The 17,550-nt window shown below is 57.1% G+C and carries 13 protein-coding genes; all 13 read left to right on the plus strand.

Annotated features, from left to right (window positions below; genetic code table 11):
• Positions 1-273: 273 nt before the first annotated feature.
• Positions 274-1,608, plus strand: coding sequence for a hypothetical protein (locus GYH26_RS04695; protein ID WP_206751740.1), 1,335 nt, complete (start codon positions 274-276; stop codon positions 1,606-1,608).
• 46 nt (positions 1,609-1,654) lie between these two features.
• Positions 1,655-2,758 (plus strand): glycosyltransferase family 4 protein, encoded by a 1,104-nt coding sequence (locus GYH26_RS04700; RefSeq protein ID WP_161540670.1) that lies wholly within the window; start codon positions 1,655-1,657, stop codon positions 2,756-2,758.
• Positions 2,727-3,623, plus strand: a complete 897-nt coding sequence (locus GYH26_RS04705) for a glycosyltransferase family 2 protein (protein ID WP_197738547.1) — start codon at positions 2,727-2,729, stop codon at positions 3,621-3,623. Before GYH26_RS04700 ends, GYH26_RS04705 begins: the two co-directional genes overlap by 32 nt.
• 252 nt (positions 3,624-3,875) lie before the next feature.
• Positions 3,876-5,003, plus strand: coding sequence for a glycosyltransferase family 4 protein (locus GYH26_RS04710; protein ID WP_161540671.1), 1,128 nt, complete (start codon positions 3,876-3,878; stop codon positions 5,001-5,003).
• The gene (locus GYH26_RS04715) at positions 5,000-5,629 is read left to right on the plus strand and encodes a sugar transferase (protein ID WP_029765850.1); all 630 of its coding nucleotides are present in this window, start codon (positions 5,000-5,002) and stop codon (positions 5,627-5,629) included. The genes GYH26_RS04710 and GYH26_RS04715 overlap by 4 nt, the downstream gene beginning before the upstream one ends.
• A complete protein-coding gene (locus GYH26_RS04720; protein ID WP_161540672.1) occupies positions 5,626-6,243 on the plus strand; it encodes an acetyltransferase in 618 nt (205 codons plus the stop codon). Before GYH26_RS04715 ends, GYH26_RS04720 begins: the two co-directional genes overlap by 4 nt.
• Positions 6,240-7,370, plus strand: coding sequence for a DegT/DnrJ/EryC1/StrS family aminotransferase (locus GYH26_RS04725; protein ID WP_161540673.1), 1,131 nt, complete (start codon positions 6,240-6,242; stop codon positions 7,368-7,370). Before GYH26_RS04720 ends, GYH26_RS04725 begins: the two co-directional genes overlap by 4 nt.
• Before the next feature lie 161 nt (positions 7,371-7,531).
• A complete protein-coding gene (locus tag GYH26_RS04730; RefSeq protein ID WP_161540674.1) occupies positions 7,532-9,481 on the plus strand; it encodes a polysaccharide biosynthesis protein in 1,950 nt (649 codons plus the stop codon).
• Positions 9,482-10,342: 861 nt separating this feature from the next.
• Positions 10,343-11,740: an IS4 family transposase gene (locus tag GYH26_RS04735; RefSeq protein ID WP_161540675.1), complete on the plus strand. Its 1,398-nt coding sequence runs from the start codon at positions 10,343-10,345 to the stop codon at positions 11,738-11,740.
• A gap of 500 nt (positions 11,741-12,240) precedes the next feature.
• The gene (locus GYH26_RS04740) at positions 12,241-12,591 is read left to right on the plus strand and encodes an endonuclease domain-containing protein (protein WP_161540676.1); all 351 of its coding nucleotides are present in this window, start codon (positions 12,241-12,243) and stop codon (positions 12,589-12,591) included.
• Positions 12,592-12,861: 270 nt separating this feature from the next.
• Positions 12,862-14,259 (plus strand): IS4 family transposase, encoded by a 1,398-nt coding sequence (locus GYH26_RS04745; RefSeq protein ID WP_161540677.1) that lies wholly within the window; start codon positions 12,862-12,864, stop codon positions 14,257-14,259.
• Between the two features lie 196 nt (positions 14,260-14,455).
• Positions 14,456-15,091 carry an LA_3696 family protein gene (locus tag GYH26_RS04750; RefSeq protein WP_161540678.1) on the plus strand — a complete coding sequence of 212 codons (636 nt, stop codon included), beginning with the start codon at positions 14,456-14,458 and terminating at the stop codon, positions 15,089-15,091.
• Positions 15,092-15,675: 584 nt separating this feature from the next.
• Positions 15,676-17,403, plus strand: a complete 1,728-nt coding sequence (locus tag GYH26_RS04755; protein WP_161540679.1) for a M1 family metallopeptidase — start codon at positions 15,676-15,678, stop codon at positions 17,401-17,403.
• Positions 17,404-17,550 lie beyond the last annotated feature (147 nt).

Consider the following 17,550-nt stretch of genomic DNA (forward strand, 5'->3'; position numbering starts at 1 on the left):
TGTCCCAGTGTGCCTCCCAAAGTTACATCATCACGGTCAACTGCGTAAGTCCTAGCTAATGTTAAGGTAATTGCTGACTACACCGTGGAATCATGAAGACGAGTGAACTTGCCCAACAGGCGATGGGCGAACAAAAAGCTGAAGCCTTCTGACACAATCGCTACCTTTAGAGCTTCTGACAAAATTGGAACTAAAGTTTGAGTGTGATCATAAAAGTTGCATCTTGTTTGACGCTTACAGCATGGTAAAAACGAAGTCAATTAATTACATGTGATGGTTTTGTTGGCTGCGTTTGTCCTGCTAATTTCATCGATTTGCGTATTATTAATGGCGTTGTTTGCCATTAGACGTGAGTCTAGTTTGTTTTTATCATGGGGGGCTATAGCCTTTGTTAGCTTGGATTCACTTGGTCTTGTAATTTTACCCTTTTTAAATTTGAATCTTCCCTATTTGCAGGATACATATGTTGTATACGAAAAGTTGGATGGTAGAATTATGTCTGTATACATCAATCATATTTTTTCTCATTTTGTTATTCATGTTTTTGTTGCTTTAGTGTTATTGGCGCTGGTTGTCTTAAATGTAAAAAGATCTAATTTTTTTATGATAAACAAAACTTCTTCTGTAAATTTTTTTGGTCGACTTGTTTTAGTACTGGTAGGATTTTTTGGGTCTTATTTCTTTTTTAAATACTTTATATTTGGGCCAGGTTTGAAATTACTCGTTGCTGTTCGAATTTTCTTTTCTAATCCGATAGAAGCGGTGACTGCGCGATCTTTAGCTTGGAATCTGATAAAGCCAGGGCAGGGATCTTTTGGAGTATCTGTTGTAAGTTATAATTTTCTTCCCTTTTTAGCAGTTTTGGTCGCTTTGTCAAACTATAAATCAAAGAGATTTTTTGTACTATGTTGGATGGCTTTTCTTGTATTGAGTCTTCTTTTTGCATTGCAAACTTATCAAAAAGCTCCATTGGCATTTGTTGTGTTAATATACACTATTATATTGTATTTGGGAATAAGATTTAATAAAATGCGTAAAAATTTGTATATTATGGACGAGGGTAAAAGTAATAATAAATTTGTAATTATTGTTTTTGTGTTAGGGGTAATACTTGGAGTGGGGCTTTATGTTGTAAACTTTGGACTTTCTTTTAAGAATTCAATTCTTTCGCTATTTGGAAGAATCTTCTTGGTTCCGGTTAACACGGAAAGTTTTTGGTTTTTAGTTTATCCTGAGTTTCATGAGTTTCTTGGTTTGAAAAGAGCTATCCACACTAATATGGATGTTATACGTACTACTGCCTATCTGGCAACCGGGGATATATTTAGTGCTAATGCCTCATTCGTTGCTACAGGGTGGTCAGGCTTAGGCTTTTGGGGAGTAGCAATTTCTGGCGGCTTGGTGATATTCTACCTAGCTTTGTTAGACATATTGATACGTAATAAACCTGTATCAGTTCGCATGATTTCTGTTTATACAACCCTTCCAGCGCTATTTTTTTTGGTTTCAGGAACTTTTGCTGATTTTGTTTTTAAAGGAGGGCTTGTTCCATTACTTGTACTATTGTCAGTAGGAACAAAAAAGTATAAGAGTTGTTTGAGAAAATAGATAATAGATTCATTTCATTTGTAGGATTTATCCTTAGAAAGGAGTGATGGCCTTGAAGATTGCTTACTTGGTCCATCTTAACTTAGGCCCAAGTAGTGGCGTTTCCAAAAAAATAGCTTCTCAGATTAAATTATGGAAAAAGTTAGGAGTAGAAATATTTTTCTGTGTAATAACTCGTCGAGGTGATGTGGCAAATTTTGTAGTTGATGTGGGGGGTAACCCTTTTTTTTACTATGGAGGCGCTTACAGTTTGGGCAAGCTTCGGGCTATGCATCAGGCAACCAGGGAAATACTTTTTTGGAACCCAGATGTCGTGTATCTCAGGCGGGATTTGGTCTATCCTGCATATCTGCGCCTCGCTTCCAAGTTTCCTTTAGTTCAAGAGGTCAACAGCGACGAGTTGGCTGAGTTGAGACTTTACAGTCGGGCGCAGTACCTGTACCACAAAGTAACACGGAGATTTTTGGACCACAAAACTCAGGGATGGGTTTTTGTAACGAGGGAACTCCTTTCGCATTCTTATTTTTCGCGCCTGCCTGGAAGAAAAGCGGTGATTGCTAACGGTGTGTCCCTGGATGCGTTTCCTCACCTGCCTGTTTCCCGAAATGATGTGCCTACTCTAGTTTTTATGGGCTACCCGGCTCCGTGGCATGGTGTAGACAAAATTCTTTTTCTGGCTGAACAATTCCCGCAGTGGCGTTTCCACCTCATAGGGGTTTCACCCAAGGATGTGCCGCAAGCTCCATCTAACGTATATCTTCATGGACCTATGACATTTTCAGAGTACCTCCCTATCCTGGCACAATCCCATGTGGCTTTAGGTACGCTGGCCCTCCATCGAAAAGGAATGAGGGAAGCCTCTCCTCTGAAGGTGAGAGAATACCTTGCCTTGGGACTTCCAGTGATCATCGGGTATCGGGATACAGATTTTCCCTGTGGTGCTCCTTTTCTGCTGGAGATTCCCAATGAGGAGAATAACGTACGACGGTCCCTGGAGAATATTCAGAACTTTGTAGAAAAATGGAAAGATAGGCGTGTTCCGCGGGAAGCCGTAGCTCATCTAGATTTACATTATAAAGAGAAGGAGAGAATTCTGTTTTTAAAGGAGGTAAGCAGTCGTGGGCGTTATCCGTCATTCACCCCTGGTTAGCATTGGCATTCCTTTTCTGAACCCTGGGGCTTACTTTGAACTCGCTGTGCGCTCGGTTTTTGCCCAGACTTATCAGAACTGGGAACTTATTCTGGTAGACGATGGCTCACGGGATGGCAGTTACGAGCGGGCCATGGCTATTCGAGACCCCCGGGTTCGGGTTCTGCGCGACGGTCAGAACAAGGGCTTGCCCGCGCGACTCAATGAGATTGTGCAGTTGGCACGGGGTGAGCTGGTGGCCCGAATGGACGCAGACGACGCCATGCATCCCCTTCGTCTGGAAAGACAAGTGGCTTTCCTGCAAGCAAACCCAGAGGTGGACGGGGTGACGAGCGGGGCTTATCTAATTGACGGAGAGGATAATCCTCTGGCGCTTCTTCCCGGACGTCAGCCCTCTACTCCAGACGTCCTTGTCTGGGGAGGATTTCTACATCCGTCACTTATGGCTCGCAAGGCATGGTTTGGGAACCATCCTTACTCGCTGGACTATCCTAGGGCTGAGGACCGGGAGCTTTTTGTGCGAACCTTGAAGGTTTCCAGGCTTCGGGTGCTTACGGCCCCCCTTTACCTTTATCGCTGGTTTGGCGTACCTCGAGGCCACGTTCTCCGCGTTGGTTACCGAAGTGAGAGGAAAATAATGTGGAAATATGGCCCCAAGCTGGTGGGATGGGGAGGGACTTTGCGTCTAATTCTGCTTTCTTGGAGCAAGGAGGCTCTTACTTGGCTGGCTGAGAAGATCGGCGCTGAAAAGCATATTGCCCGAAGGCGGGTTTTTGAAGCATTGAATGAAAGTCAGCGAAAAGAAGTATTGTCCATTTTGAAGGCTATACGGGGGACGCCAGTGCCAGGCTGGGATAATGCGTGAAAACAGTTTAATAAAGTTTGAAACTGTGCGTTTCCTGTGGAAAAAAAAATATAGGGATGACTTAAGGTAATATGTAATCGCCGATTCACTGGTGCATGATGGCGCCATACCGCTCCGCGGACACGACAGGGCGGACACTGAGTCCGCCCCTATATGGTAAAAATGTTGTCGTTTGTCCGGTAGGGGCGTACTGCAGTGTGCGCCCGTTCTTTCTCACACGCACCATGACACCCGGGAAATCGTAATATAGATATGGGTTCGCGAGTAGTTCTGGTAGTGCCTTACGCCCCTGCAGTTCCTCTTTTTCGCTTATCCCTTATAAAACAGCTTAGTGAGCGAGGGGACAGGCCTCTGATCTACGCTCCGGACTGGACGCCGGAGCTAAAGGAAATCGTGGAAAAGAGCACGGGAGCAAAAGCCTGTGACTATCCTTTGAAACGTACGGGTGTAAGCCCCTTTGCGGATCTTAAAACGCTGGTGTTTCTAGCCTTTTCTCTTGCTCGTCTGCGGCCATGTGTGATAATTACCTTCCAGCCAAAGCCCAATATCTACGGTATCCTGGCTGCGGCACTGGCGCGGGTGCCCTTAAGGGCTGCAGTAGTGGAGGGATTGGGCTTTGCTTTTACACCCGGGGATAACAACCTTAAGAAGCGCATGGTGAGGACGGTCCTCCAGGGCCTATACAGGCTTAGTTTTGTTTTCGCTCATAAGGTATTTTTTCTCAACCCGGACGACCTCCGAGAGTTCGTCTCCCGGGGGCTTGTGCGCTCGGAGAAGGCGGTCCTGCTGAGAGGCATCGGGGTGCCTCTGGAGGAGTGGCCTCCCGTCCCGCCCCACCTTGAGCCTCTTACTTTCACCCTGATCGCTCGGCTTCTGAAGGAGAAGGGCGTGCGAGAGTTTGCCGAGGCCGCCTGCCGGGTGAAGACCAGGCACCCCGAGGTGCGCTTCCTCCTCATCGGCCCCCTGGACTCTAATCCCGGTGCCATTCCCGAGGAGGAGGTGCGCTCCTGGGTAGAGAAAGGGGTCTTGGAGTGGGTTCCCTGGACGGACGACGTCCGTACCTATCTGCGGAAGACGAGCGTTTACGTGCTCCCTTCTTATAGGGAAGGTGTGCCTCGCTCCTCCCAGGAAGCCATGGCCATGGCCCGGCCCGTGATCACCACGGACGCCCCAGGGTGCCGAGAGACGGTGGCGGACGGGGTCAACGGTTTCCTGGTGCCCCCTCGGGACGTGGAAGCTCTGGTAGAGGCCATGGAGCACTTTATCCGGGACCCGTCCCTGGTGGAGCGCATGGGAAGGGAAAGCCGTAAGCTAGCAGAGGAACGCTTTGATGCCCGAAAGATTAACGAGCGCCTCTTGCGTGAGCTGGGAATAAAATGAAATCCGTGAACCTTCTGCGTTCGCCAACGCTGAAGCGACTTCTTGACCTGGTAGGGGCCTCCTTCGGACTCCTCGTCTTCGGTCCCCTGATGCTTTACGTCGCATTCAGAGTGTGGCGGGAGTTGGGCAGCCCCGTTATCTTTCGCCAGGTGCGGCCTGGACTGCACGGCAAGCCCTTCATGATGTACAAGTTCCGTACCATGACCGAGGAGCGAGACGCCGAAGGTCGCCTCCTTCCCGATGAGAAGCGGCTCACTCCCTTCGGAGCATGGCTCAGGTCCTGGAGTCTGGACGAACTGCCCGAACTTTTCAATGTGCTCAAGGGCGATATGAGCCTGGTAGGGCCGCGACCACTTTTGATGGAGTATCTGGATCGCTATACGCCGGAGCAGTTCCGGCGGCACGAAGTTAAACCGGGCATCACCGGCTGGGCGCAGATCAACGGGCGAAATGCGCTGACCTGGGAGGAGAAGTTCAAGCTGGATGTGTGGTATGTAGATAATTGGAATGTCCTTCTGGACCTTAAGATTCTTTTCATGACTCTGGTGAAAGTGTTAAGGCGTGAAGGGATCAGCGCTGAGGGGCACGCCACCATGCCGGAGTTTAAAGGCTCGAAGCAGACATGAGTCTTTTTGTTATTGGTGCAGGCGGACACGCTAAAGTTGTAGTTGCTTCACTTCAAGATGCTGGTTGGACAGTTGATGGCATTCTAGATGATAATTCTGATAAATGGGGCGATCGTTTACTGGGAGTTCCTATCCTTGGGCCGATCTCTGTTCTGCACAACCACTCCAATGTGCGCGCCATTATAGCAATAGGGGATAACAGAACAAGAAAACTTCTGGCTTCTAACTTTCCTGATATTCAATGGGTTACCCTTATTCATCCACGGGCTTATGTGCATCCATCGGTACGTCTGGGCGATGGTACTGTCGTTTTTGCTGGCGCGATTCTTCAACCGTTTGCGTCAGTCGGAAAACACGCAATTGTTAACACCGGAGCCATCGTAGAGCATGATTGCAAGATAGGTGACTTTGTCCACGTAGCCCCGGGATGTCGGCTAACAGGAGGTGTTGAAATTGGGGAGGGAACATTGGTAGGAACTGGCGCCTGCATAATTCCTGGAGTTCAAATAGGAGCATGGGTGACTATAGGAGCTGGAAGTGTAGTGGTGGATAATATTCCTGAAGGCGTTATCGCCTATGGAGTGCCTGCTCAAGTTAAACGAAGGAATCCATGAAGCGTATTTATCTATCTCCTCCCCATCTCTCCGGCCTCGAAGCCCGGTTTCTTCTAGAGGCCCTGGAGTCAGGTTGGATCGCTCCGCTGGGCCCGCAGGTTGAGGCCTTTGAGCGAGAGTTCGCCGATGTGGTGGGGGCAAAGTACGCCCTGGCGGTGAGTTCGGGCACGGCGGCCATTCATCTGGCGCTGATCCACATCGGGGTAAGGCCGGGCGACGAAGTGGTGGTCTCCACCCTGACCTTTGCCGCCAGCGCCTTTCCGGTGCTTTATCTGGGGGCCAGACCGGTCTTTATCGATTCGGAGCCCACCTCCTGGAACATGGACCCCGGCCTGTTGGAGGAGTTTCTCAGGCGGCGGGCCCAAGTGGGACGCCTGCCGAGGGCGGTGGTGCTGGTCCACCTCTACGGCCAGAGCGCCGACATAGACCCCATCCGGGCTCTGTGCCAGGAGTACGGCGTGTCCCTCATTGAAGATGCGGCGGAGGCCCTTGGGAGTACGTACAAGGGCAAGTCTCCCGGCACCTTCGGTCTGGCAGGCATCTTCTCCTTCAACGGCAACAAGATCATCACCACTTCCGGTGGGGGGATGCTGGTTTCGGATCAGGAGGAGGTCATTGCCCATGCACGAAAGCTCGCCACGCAGGCCCGGGAGCCCGTACCCTGGTATGAACACAGGGAGGTGGGGTATAACTACCGCATGAGCAACCTGCTGGCCGCACTGGGACGGGCCCAGCTCAGGACGCTGGAAGAGCGGGTGGAAAAGCGGCGGCGTATCTTCCAGCGGTACGTGGAGGAGCTTGCCGACTTCCCCGGCATTTCCTTCCAGCTCGAGGCTCCCTGGGGGCGGCATACCCGCTGGCTTACCGTCATGACAATCGAGCCCGAGCTGTTCGGGGCAACTGTCGAAGAAGTGCGTCGGGCACTGGAGGTCGAGAATATCGAGGCCCGCCCGGTCTGGAAGCCCCTGCATCTGCAGCCGGTTTTTCGGGACTGTGAAAAGATCGGGGGAGCGGTGGCGGAAAGTCTGTTTGCAAAGGGGTTGTGTCTGCCTTCTGGATCGTCGCTCACTGAAAGCGATCAGGTCCGCATTATCGAAATTGTCAAAAGTCTGTGCAAAAGCATCTGAATCCCGAATGGAGAGGTTACACTGACTCCATTTTGGCATCTGTTGGGGTAATCTCTGGCGCAGGGGGGTATGGATTTTGAGTGCAGTGATGCCGATTATAGGGGAGAGTGGGAGCCCGGGGGTAACGAAAAAAAGGCGCCACGAACTTTCGGGGACCATCCATGGAACTGCTGGAACGGGTTGTCAACCTGCGGAACCGACATCTTTTTCTGCTGGATCTCTGCACACTCTGGACTACCCCTTTGCTGGCCCTCCTGCTTCGCGTTGAAGCACTGCAGCCCTATCTGGCACGTCCGGCATTCTGGTGGATCGTCGGAGGATTTGCCATCCTGAAACTGGTCACCTTCTGGACAACCGGACTGTATCGGCGGTACTGGCGATATGCCAGTGTGGACGACCTGCTGCGGCTGACGCTGTCGGTCGGGGGGGCTGGCCTCGCCTGCACGGCGATTTACTGGGTGCTTCATGCCGGCGGGACGCTGCAGGGACTGCCCAGATCGCTGCCCGTAATTGATGCGATCGTCACATTTCTCTGGGTGGGCGCCACGCGCTTCAGCCTTCGCCTGGCTGAACGGTTGCGTCAGCGTCTGCAGCACATTCGTCCGCCCCGAAATGCCAGACGCACCGTTGTGGTCGGGGTCGGACAGGCCGGGCTGGCTGTTGTGCAGGAGATGCAACGGCAGCCCCATCTGGGGTTGCTGCCGGTGGCATTTCTGGACGAAGATCCCGAAAAGCAGCAGAAACGCATTCGGGGGGTACCGGTGCTGGGCGGACTGGACCAGCTGGAGGCAGTCGTGCGCGAGACGGGCGCCCGGCAGGTGGTTATCGCCATGCCCACCGCACCGGGCGAAGTAATCCGCCGCGTGGTCGCCCGATGCCGCCAGCTCGACGTGGAAGTACGGACGATCCCGGGCATTCATGAGCTCCTGAACGGAAAGGTCCGGCTTAGCCAGTTACGACCTGTCCGCATTGAGGATCTGCTGCGAAGAGAACCGGTCCGCATCGATCTGGAAGGCGTTCGAAGGCTGCTACAGGGGCGGACGATCCTGATCACGGGCGCAGGAGGATCGATCGGTAGCGAGCTGTGCCGTCAGGTTTTGCTGGCCGCCCCCCGGAAAATTGTGCTGCTCGGACATGGCGAAAACAGTATCTTCAAAATCCTGAACGAACTGGAATGGATCAAAGCCAACCGTGCGGGACTGAGCAATGTGGAGCTGCTTCCGGTAATCGCCGACGTGCGGGACAGAGAGCGCATCTTCAGCATTTTCCGGAGGTTTCGTCCGGACTTTGTTTTCCACGCTGCCGCGCATAAGCACGTCCCCCTGATGGAACTGAACCCGGCAGAAGCTATCGATAACAACGTGCTCGGTACCAAGAATGTGGTGGAGGCGGCCGAGGCGGTGGACGTGGATGGGTTTGTGCTGATTTCAACCGACAAGGCGGTGCGTCCGACCAACATAATGGGGGCTACCAAGCGGATTGCTGAATATCTGGTACTCGGGGCTGCGCGGCGTACCGGAAAGCCTTATATGGCCGTCCGATTCGGTAATGTACTGGGAAGTCGGGGCAGTGTGTTGCTGGTTTTCCAGGAACAGATCGAACGGGGAGGACCGGTCACGGTTACCCATCCGGAGGTTCGGCGCTACTTCATGAGTATTCCCGAGGCTGTCCAGCTCGTGCTTCAGGCACTTGTGCTCGGGAAAGGCGGAGAGATCTTCGTGCTGAAGATGGGAGAGCCTGTGCGTATACTGGATATGGCACGTCAGCTAATCGAATTGCACGGGATGATCCCGGATAAGGATATAAAAATCAAGTTTACCGGCCTGAGGCCCGGCGAAAAGCTTTTCGAAGAGTTGTTCATTCCGGGCGAGCAGTATGACGAAACGGCGCATGACCACATCTTCATTGCACACAATGCCAGCGAGTTTGTGCCGGAAGGCCTGGAAGGACTGATCGATGCCCTGATTCAGGCCGCTCGCGTAGAGGATGTCCCGGGTATCCGCCGACTTCTGTCCCAACTGATTCCAGAATATAGACCCGAGACGCAACAGCAACATCTTGAAGTAGAGGCAGATAGCGGGCCTGCACGAAACGGTGCGGATGAGAGATAGTCCCTGGAGCCTGCTGCGCACCGGCAGGTGCGCTGATGCGCGAGGGATGGTTTGCCCCGGACGTCGGGCCCGACTACCAGCGAAGGGCGGCCCTTCGCTGCGCTCCGTGCCGGACTAAGAACGGGTCGGCGCTGAAGCGCGGGCGTTATCCTTTCGTTCCGGTTTTGCACGCTGGCGTGCAAAAGATGCACAGGGCGCTTGATGCGGCAGAAAAAATTGCCGCGGGGGCGGCGGAGGCTGCGACGAAGATCGAGGGTGCTTTCGATGGGAGCAGGGCGGGCGCTGCGCTGATGGGCAGACCTCGAGGTTTTGCGGGGGGCGGTAGCCCGTAGCCCTTCCCTTAAACCTTTGAGATCAGGGTTCTCAGGTGTCGGTAGCCTCGGGTCTTTCGGGCCAGCTTCTCCGGCGATAGGAGCATTTTTTAGCCCCCCTCAGGCCCTTCGGGCCAGCTCCCCCTGGAAGGGGGAGCGGTGTCTACGGGCTACGGCTGGCGATGGCGGCGGGCGCCTGCGCATGTTTCGGCGCTGAGGTTTTTTCCTGATGTGCTTCCCCCTCCCTGCCCGGGAGGGGGTCAGGGGGAGGGTCAAATCTGTTCGTTTTTAGTGTTGGCGTTTAGGGTGGGTTACGGATAGACCCCCACAGGCCCTTCGCGACCGCTCCCCCTGGAAGGGGGAGCGGTGTCCACGGGCTACGGCTGGCGGTGGTGGTGGGCGCCTGCGCATGTTTCGGCGCTGAGGTTTTTTCCTGATGTGCTTCCCCCTCCCTGCCCGGCTTATCTTTACCCACAAGTGCCGTGGGATTAGCAGGAGGATACTTAAGATAACCTTTTACCCCAGCGAAGCAATCAAAGAGGAGCCCCAAATGGATACGGAAAACCCTGAGCTTGATGAGCTGTCCGCCTGGCTTGTGCATGAGTTACACGACGTTGCGCTGGGCGATAAGCGTCTGGAGCGGCGACTGCTCACAACAGGCGCCAAACTGGCGGCCAGGCCTTCGGTGTCAATCAATCAGGCCTGTGCGGATTGGGCCGACACCAAGGCCGCCTACCGGCTCTTTGCCAATGCCAAAACGACCGCCGAAAAGATCCGCGCGCCCCATTATCGCCGCACCCGGGAACGAGCCCGGGGGCACAAACGGCTCTTTGCCATTCAGGACACGACGTATCTGAACTACACCCATCACCCGAGTACCAAGGGGCTGGGGCCCATTGGCACCGCGCAGCAGAAGCTGTCCGGCATGATCCTGCACACCAGCCTGCTGATGACGGAGCAAGGCCTTCCGCTCGGATTGGCCAGCCAGGAGATCTGGGTGCGTCCGCCTAAAATGCACCAGCGCACCGCAGCAGCACGACGCAAACTGCCGACCGAAGCTAAGGAAAGCGCCAAGTGGCTCAAGGCCCTGCGCCAGAGCCGGGCCGTTGTTCCCCCCGAGGCGCAGCTTATCACCATCGGCGACAGCGAGTCGGACCTTTTTGCGCTGTTTGACCTGGCCCGCGCCCTGGGGACCGAGCTGCTGGTGCGGGCCGCCCAGAACCGTTCGGTCTGTGCGCCCGAGGTGGGGCGGCTCTGGGAGGTGATGGGCCGGCAGGCGGTGTGCGGTCAGCTGCAGGTGGTTGCCTCGGCCCGCAAAGGGAAGCCGAAACGCCAGGCCCTGGTCACGGTGCGCTTTGCGCCTGTGAGCTTGAAAGCCCCCCAGCACCTGCGCAAAACGATGGGCGACATGCCACTCTATGCGGTGCTGGTGCAAGAGGAGGCTCCGCCCCGGGATGTCAGCTCCCCTTTGTGCTGGCTTCTTTTGACCACGGTGCCTGTAGATAGTTTTGCCGACGCCGTGGAGCGGATCCGGTGGTACGGCCTGCGCTGGCAGATTGAAGTCTATCACAAGGTGCTCAAATCGGGATGCGGTGTGGAGAAAGCTCAGTTGGCCAGTGTGGAGCGTTTGTTGCCTTATTTGGCCCTTTTGAGCATCATCGCCTGGCGTCTTTTCTGGATGACGCTGCTGGCGCGTCATGCGCCGGAGGCGCCCTGCACGCTGGTTTTGGCCGCACATGAGTGGCGGGCCCTGTATGCCTTCCACCACAAGACCCACCAGGTGCCGGCCCGGCCGCCCACGGTGGGTCAGGTGGTCTTGTGGATTGCGCGGCTGGGCGGCTTTTTAGCTCGCAAAAACGACGGTCCTCCGGGTGTCACGGTGCTCTGGCGTGGTTGGCAACGTCTTAGCGATATTGCCTCCGCCTGGCTTACCTTTCACCCCTCCTGATTTGTGGGTAAAGGTAAGCTCCCTGCCCGGGAGGGGGTCAGGGGGAGGGTTGAATTGTTGTCCCCTCAGCGGCTTCGCAGCAGTTCCCCTGCGAGGTGGAGCGTGTTCTGTGAACTTGAGTTGGCGGTGTATCTGGACGTACCGCCTGTTCCGAACGTTGGGTTCTTTTGATGGGCGTTCGGGATAGCGCTGCTTCTGAATTTTTGAACGCTTCCCCCTCCCTTTTCAAGGGAGGGGGTCAGGGGGAGGGTTGAATTATTAACCCTCAACCGCTTCGCGACAGCTCCGCCTGTAAGGGAAGCGTGTTCTGGAGGCTATGGCTGACGGGGAAAGCAGGCGTCTGAGCATGTTTCAGCGCCGGCGTTCGGAGAGGCACACGCATTACTGTTGGCGCTTTTTATGGTTATGTTTCACCCCGTTCTTTCATGGAGAAGCCCCGCAAACAGGTCTCGGTTTTTATCTTGGTACAACCGAGGTGACCATCAAACAATTGCTGGATTATGTCGGTCAATCGCGCGCGCGTACAATACCGTCGCTGGCTTCGGCGACAGGCCACGCCGGCCGAACGACGGCTCTGGGCCTGCTTGCGAAAACGTCAGTTGGCAGGACGTCGTTTTCGTCGCCAGCACAGCATCGGACCTTATGTGGTGGATTTTTACTGTCCGTCGGAGCGACTGGTGATCGAGTTGGATGGGGCGGTGCATGAAGATGTGGCCCGAGCGTGCTACGATGCCCGGCGTGAGGCATATCTGCGATCGCGGGGGCTTCGGGTGTTGCGCTTTGAGAATCGGCAGGTGCTGGAGCAGCTGGATACGGTGCTGGAGGCGATCCGCCAGGCGTTTCGTGGGTGATACGGAGGTGCTGGACGGGCCTCGTGCTGGCAGTGAAGGAGACCCCCTCAGTCGCTTCGCGACAGCTCCCCCTGGAAGGGGGAGCTGTGTCTGCGGGCTACGGCTGGCGGTGGTGGTGGGCGCCTGCGCATGTTTCGGCGCTGAGGTTTTTTCCTGATGTGCTTCCCCCTCCCTGCCCGGCTTATCTTTACCCACAAGTGCCGTGGGATTAGCAGGAGGATACTTAAGATAACCTTTTACCCCAGCGAAGCAATCAAAGAGGAGCCCCAAATGGATACGGAAAACCCTGAGCTTGATGAGCTGTCCGCCTGGCTTGTGCATGAGTTACACGACGTTGCGCTGGGCGATAAGCGTCTGGAGCGGCGACTGCTCACAACAGGCGCCAAACTGGCGGCCAGGCCTTCGGTGTCAATCAATCAGGCCTGTGCGGATTGGGCCGACACCAAGGCCGCCTACCGGCTCTTTGCCAATGCCAAAACGACCGCCGAAAAGATCCGCGCGCCCCATTATCGCCGCACCCGGGAACGAGCCCGGGGGCACAAACGGCTCTTTGCCATTCAGGACACGACGTATCTGAACTACACCCATCACCCGAGTACCAAGGGGCTGGGGCCCATTGGCACCGCGCAGCAGAAGCTGTCCGGCATGATCCTGCACACCAGCCTGCTGATGACGGAGCAAGGCCTTCCGCTCGGATTGGCCAGCCAGGAGATCTGGGTGCGTCCGCCTAAAATGCACCAGCGCACCGCAGCAGCACGACGCAAACTGCCGACCGAAGCTAAGGAAAGCGCCAAGTGGCTCAAGGCCCTGCGCCAGAGCCGGGCCGTTGTTCCCCCCGAGGCGCAGCTTATCACCATCGGCGACAGCGAGTCGGACCTTTTTGCGCTGTTTGACCTGGCCCGCGCCCTGGGGACCGAGCTGCTGGTGCGGGCCGCCCAGAACCGTTCGGTCTGTGCGCCCGAGGTGGGGCGGCTCTGGGAGGTGATGGGCCGGCAGGCGGTGTGCGGTCAGCTGCAGGTGGTTGCCTCGGCCCGCAAAGGGAAGCCGAAACGCCAGGCCCTGGTCACGGTGCGCTTTGCGCCTGTGAGCTTGAAAGCCCCCCAGCACCTGCGCAAAACGATGGGCGACATGCCACTCTATGCGGTGCTGGTGCAAGAGGAGGCTCCGCCCCGGGATGTCAGCTCCCCTTTGTGCTGGCTTCTTTTGACCACGGTGCCTGTAGATAGTTTTGCCGACGCCGTGGAGCGGATCCGGTGGTACGGCCTGCGCTGGCAGATTGAAGTCTATCACAAGGTGCTCAAATCGGGATGCGGTGTGGAGAAAGCTCAGTTGGCCAGTGTGGAGCGTTTGTTGCCTTATTTGGCCCTTTTGAGCATCATCGCCTGGCGTCTTTTCTGGATGACGCTGCTGGCGCGTCATGCGCCGGAGGCGCCCTGCACGCTGGTTTTGGCCGCACATGAGTGGCGGGCCCTGTATGCCTTCCACCACAAGACCCACCAGGTGCCGGCCCGGCCGCCCACGGTGGGTCAGGTGGTCTTGTGGATTGCGCGGCTGGGCGGCTTTTTAGCTCGCAAAAACGATGGTCCTCCGGGTGTCACGGTGCTCTGGCGTGGCTGGCAACGTCTCAGCGATATTGCCGCCGCCTGGCTTGCCTTTCACCCCTCCTGATTTGTGGGTAAAGGTAAGAGGGGGTCAGGGGGAGGGTCGAATTGTTATCCCTTAGCTGCTTCGCGATAGTTCCCCTGGAAAGGAGGAGCGGGTGCTGGAGGCTACGGCCGGTGGTGGCTCCGGGTCGGTCCGACCCGGGAACCCATCGCACGCCATTTGAAGTTTGCTGTTTTCGCAGGGCTATCCTTTTCCAAGCATGGCGATTCTGACGGTCCCGAAAGTTTTGCGCGAAAAGCTCGGCGACGAGGGCGTCGAGGCGCTGATCGCTTTGCTTAACGAAGCGGCCCATCACGAGCGGGACAACCTGCTGGGGATCCTGGCCGAGCGTTTCGAGCGGCGGGTGACGGAGGAGGGGAAACGGCTGGAGGTCCAGATGGCGGAGCTGGAGAAGCGACTGGATCATCGGATCACAGAGGAAGTGTCGCATCTGGAAAAGCAGATGGCGGAGTTAGAGAAGCGGCTGGATCATCGGATCACGGAGGAGGTGGCCCGTCTGGAAAAGCAGATGGCGGAGTTGGAGAAGCGGCTGGATCATCGGATCACGGAGGAGGTGGCCCGTCTGGAAAAACAGATGGCGGAGCTGGAGAAGCGGCTGGATCATCGAATCACAGAGGAGGGGAAACGGCTGGAGGTCCAGATAGCGGAGTTGGAGAAGCGACTGGATCATCGGATCACAGAGGAGGTGTCGCGACTGGAAAAGCAGATGGCCGAGGTATCGGCGCAGTTGCAGGTGACGCTCAGCGAGCGCTATGCGAGTCTGGTGCGGTGGATGTTTATTTTCTGGGCGGGGCAGATCGGGGTGATTGCGGCACTGCTGGCGCTGCTGCGATAGGGGAAAGGGCGGAGCACCCTGACGTAGAGATTCTTGAAGAGGGAGGCCTGTCGGCGCCTCGGATTTCCTGTCCGGTGTATAAATGGCCCTTCGCCGCGCTCCGTGCCGGACAACGACCGCGTTGGCGTTGACAGCACTCCGCTTCGCTTCATGCCTGACGACAAGCGCGCAGCTGCATGGAAAGCCGGGCCGTACGCTGCCGGGACAGATTGAAAGAATCCGGGGAATGTCTTATCCTGTCGCAGCTTATATGTAACTGCTGATTTACTGGGGCATGAGGGGGCAACATCCCATGTGCCCGTGCTTTCACGCCCGGAAAAAGCGGCGTCAACGCCAGCGCCCCGAACGTCGGCGCCCGCACCCAGCGGGAACACCCTCCCCCTGGCCCCTCCCGGGCAGGGCGGGGGAAGCACATGAGGGAAGACAGCGACGCTGAAACGCGCCCGGGCACCCGTTGCTACAACCAGCCCAGCCGTAGCCAACAGATCCTGCTTCCCCTTGCAGGAGAAGCTGTCGCAAAGCGGCTGAAGGGGGCATGGGATGCCGCGCACATGCCCCGGTAAATCGTATTATCGCCGACTTCCATGCTGACGCCAGACCGAAAACGACCGAGACGCTTCCGGATTGCCCTGCCGGGGCTGATCTGCTGCCTGGTGCTGCTGGCCGCACAGACCGCCTGTGCGCAGCGGCAGTTGGGGGCGCGCGTGACGAACCACTCCGGCGGACCGCTGCTTCCCGAGCAGGCCGCCTACGACGTGACCTTTTATGAGCTGGCACTGCGCGTCGAGCCGGACGCCCGCCGCATCGACGGCACGCTGACGGTGCAGGCCCGCGTGGTGCATCCGCTCATCTGGTTCGTGCTCGACCTCGACACGGTGCTGACCGTCCGGCGCATTGAAGAACAGGTGGCGGGACGGTGGGTGCCGCGCACCTTCGAGCACCGACCGGACGGACGCATCTGGACGCACCTGGCCCACACCCGTCAGCCGGGCCGGCAGGTGGTGCTCCGTGTGCACTACGGCGGCGTGCCCCGCGAGGCGCCTTATCCGCCCTGGATCGGCGGCTTCACCTGGGCCCGCACGGTCGACGGCCGGCCCTGGATCGCCACCTCCAACCAGGGCGAAGGGGCCGACCTCTGGTGGCCCTGCAAGGACCATCCCTCGGACGAACCCGACTCGATGGCGCTGCACATCACGGTGCCCGAACCGCTCGTGGTGGCCAGCAACGGCCGCCTGCGCCGCGTCGAGCGACACGCCGACGGCACGCGCACCTACCACTGGTTCGTCTCGACGCCCATCAACAACTACGGCGTGGCGCTGAACATCGCCCCTTACCGGACCGTCGATACCACCTACGTCAGCGTGGCGGGCGATACGATACCGGTCACCTTCTGGGTGCTGCCCGAACGCGCGGCCGACGCCCGCCGCATGCTGCCGGAGTTTCTCGACCACCTGGCCTTCTACGAGCGGCGACTGGGACCCTATCCGTTTCGGGCCGACAAGTACGGCATTGCACACACGCCCTTCCTGGGCATGGAGCACCAGACGATCATCGCCTACGGCAGCGACTTTTCGGACCGGCCCTACGGCTACGACTGGCTGCATCACCACGAGCTGGGCCATGAATGGTGGGGTAACCTGGTGACCGCCTACGACTGGAAGGATTTCTGGCTGCACGAGGGCTTCTGCACCTACATGCAGGCGCTCTATGCGGAGGAACGCTTCGGACCGGAAGCCTACCGGGCCGAATTGATGCGCTATCGATCCGCCATCCGCAACCGGCGGCCTATCGCCCCTCGCACCTCGAAGACCACGACCGAGATGTACTTTGCCGACCCCGCCACGGGTCAGACGGACAACGACATCTATTACAAGGGCGCCTGGGTGCTCCACACGCTGCGTTATCTGATCGGCGACGCGGCGTTCTTCCGGGCGCTGCGCCGCATGGCCTATCCCGATCCGGCCCTGGAGCGCGTCGTCGACGGCCGCCAGTGCCGCTTTGCCACTACGGACGACTTCGCCACGCTGGTGGAGGAGATCACCGGCCAGGAGCTGGACTGGTTCTTCGAGGTGTATGTGCGCCGTGCCGAGCTGCCCCGGCTGGTCGTGACGCGCGAGCCGGACCGTCTCATTCTGCGCTGGGAAACGCCGGACAACCTGCCGTTTCCGATGCCTGTCGAGGTGCAGATCGGCGACACCCGCCGTCGCATTCCCATGCCGGACGGCGAGGCCGTCGTGCCGCTGGGCGAACTCGAAGCCGAGCCGATCATCGACCCGGACCTCCGGATCCTGCGGGATGAAGCGCGCAGGTGATCTGCGTCTGAAAAATCGGGCCTTTTGCAAAGTACGGCGGGGCGATCCGCCGCGACGTCTCCGCAGGAACCCGGTGCGGGCGTCCACGCCGCAGTGAGGACGCAGCACTTTTCGTTCCATGTGGACGCCGGTGGGGGAGTAGCGCTT

The sequence above is a fragment of the Rhodothermus marinus genome (assembly GCF_009936275.1).
Lineage (GTDB): Bacteria > Bacteroidota > Rhodothermia > Rhodothermales > Rhodothermaceae > Rhodothermus > Rhodothermus marinus_A.

Excerpts from the sequence above, each read along its gene's own strand:
- GYH26_RS04695 (WP_206751740.1), top strand. The coding sequence starts at position 274 with ATGGTTTTGTTGGCTGCGTTTGTCCTGCTAATTTCATCGATTTGCGTA.
- GYH26_RS04700 (WP_161540670.1), top strand. The coding sequence starts at position 1,655 with ATGGCCTTGAAGATTGCTTACTTGGTCCATCTTAACTTAGGCCCAAGT.
- GYH26_RS04710 (WP_161540671.1), top strand. The coding sequence starts at position 3,876 with ATGGGTTCGCGAGTAGTTCTGGTAGTGCCTTACGCCCCTGCAGTTCCT.
- GYH26_RS04715 (WP_029765850.1), top strand. The coding sequence starts at position 5,000 with ATGAAATCCGTGAACCTTCTGCGTTCGCCAACGCTGAAGCGACTTCTT.
- GYH26_RS04720 (WP_161540672.1), top strand. The coding sequence starts at position 5,626 with ATGAGTCTTTTTGTTATTGGTGCAGGCGGACACGCTAAAGTTGTAGTT.
- GYH26_RS04725 (WP_161540673.1), top strand. The coding sequence starts at position 6,240 with ATGAAGCGTATTTATCTATCTCCTCCCCATCTCTCCGGCCTCGAAGCC.
- GYH26_RS04730 (WP_161540674.1), top strand. The coding sequence starts at position 7,532 with ATGGAACTGCTGGAACGGGTTGTCAACCTGCGGAACCGACATCTTTTT.
- GYH26_RS04735 (WP_161540675.1), top strand. The coding sequence starts at position 10,343 with ATGGATACGGAAAACCCTGAGCTTGATGAGCTGTCCGCCTGGCTTGTG.
- GYH26_RS04740 (WP_161540676.1), top strand. The coding sequence starts at position 12,241 with ATGTCGGTCAATCGCGCGCGCGTACAATACCGTCGCTGGCTTCGGCGA.
- GYH26_RS04745 (WP_161540677.1), top strand. The coding sequence starts at position 12,862 with ATGGATACGGAAAACCCTGAGCTTGATGAGCTGTCCGCCTGGCTTGTG.
- GYH26_RS04750 (WP_161540678.1), top strand. The coding sequence starts at position 14,456 with ATGGCGATTCTGACGGTCCCGAAAGTTTTGCGCGAAAAGCTCGGCGAC.
- GYH26_RS04755 (WP_161540679.1), top strand. The coding sequence starts at position 15,676 with ATGCTGACGCCAGACCGAAAACGACCGAGACGCTTCCGGATTGCCCTG.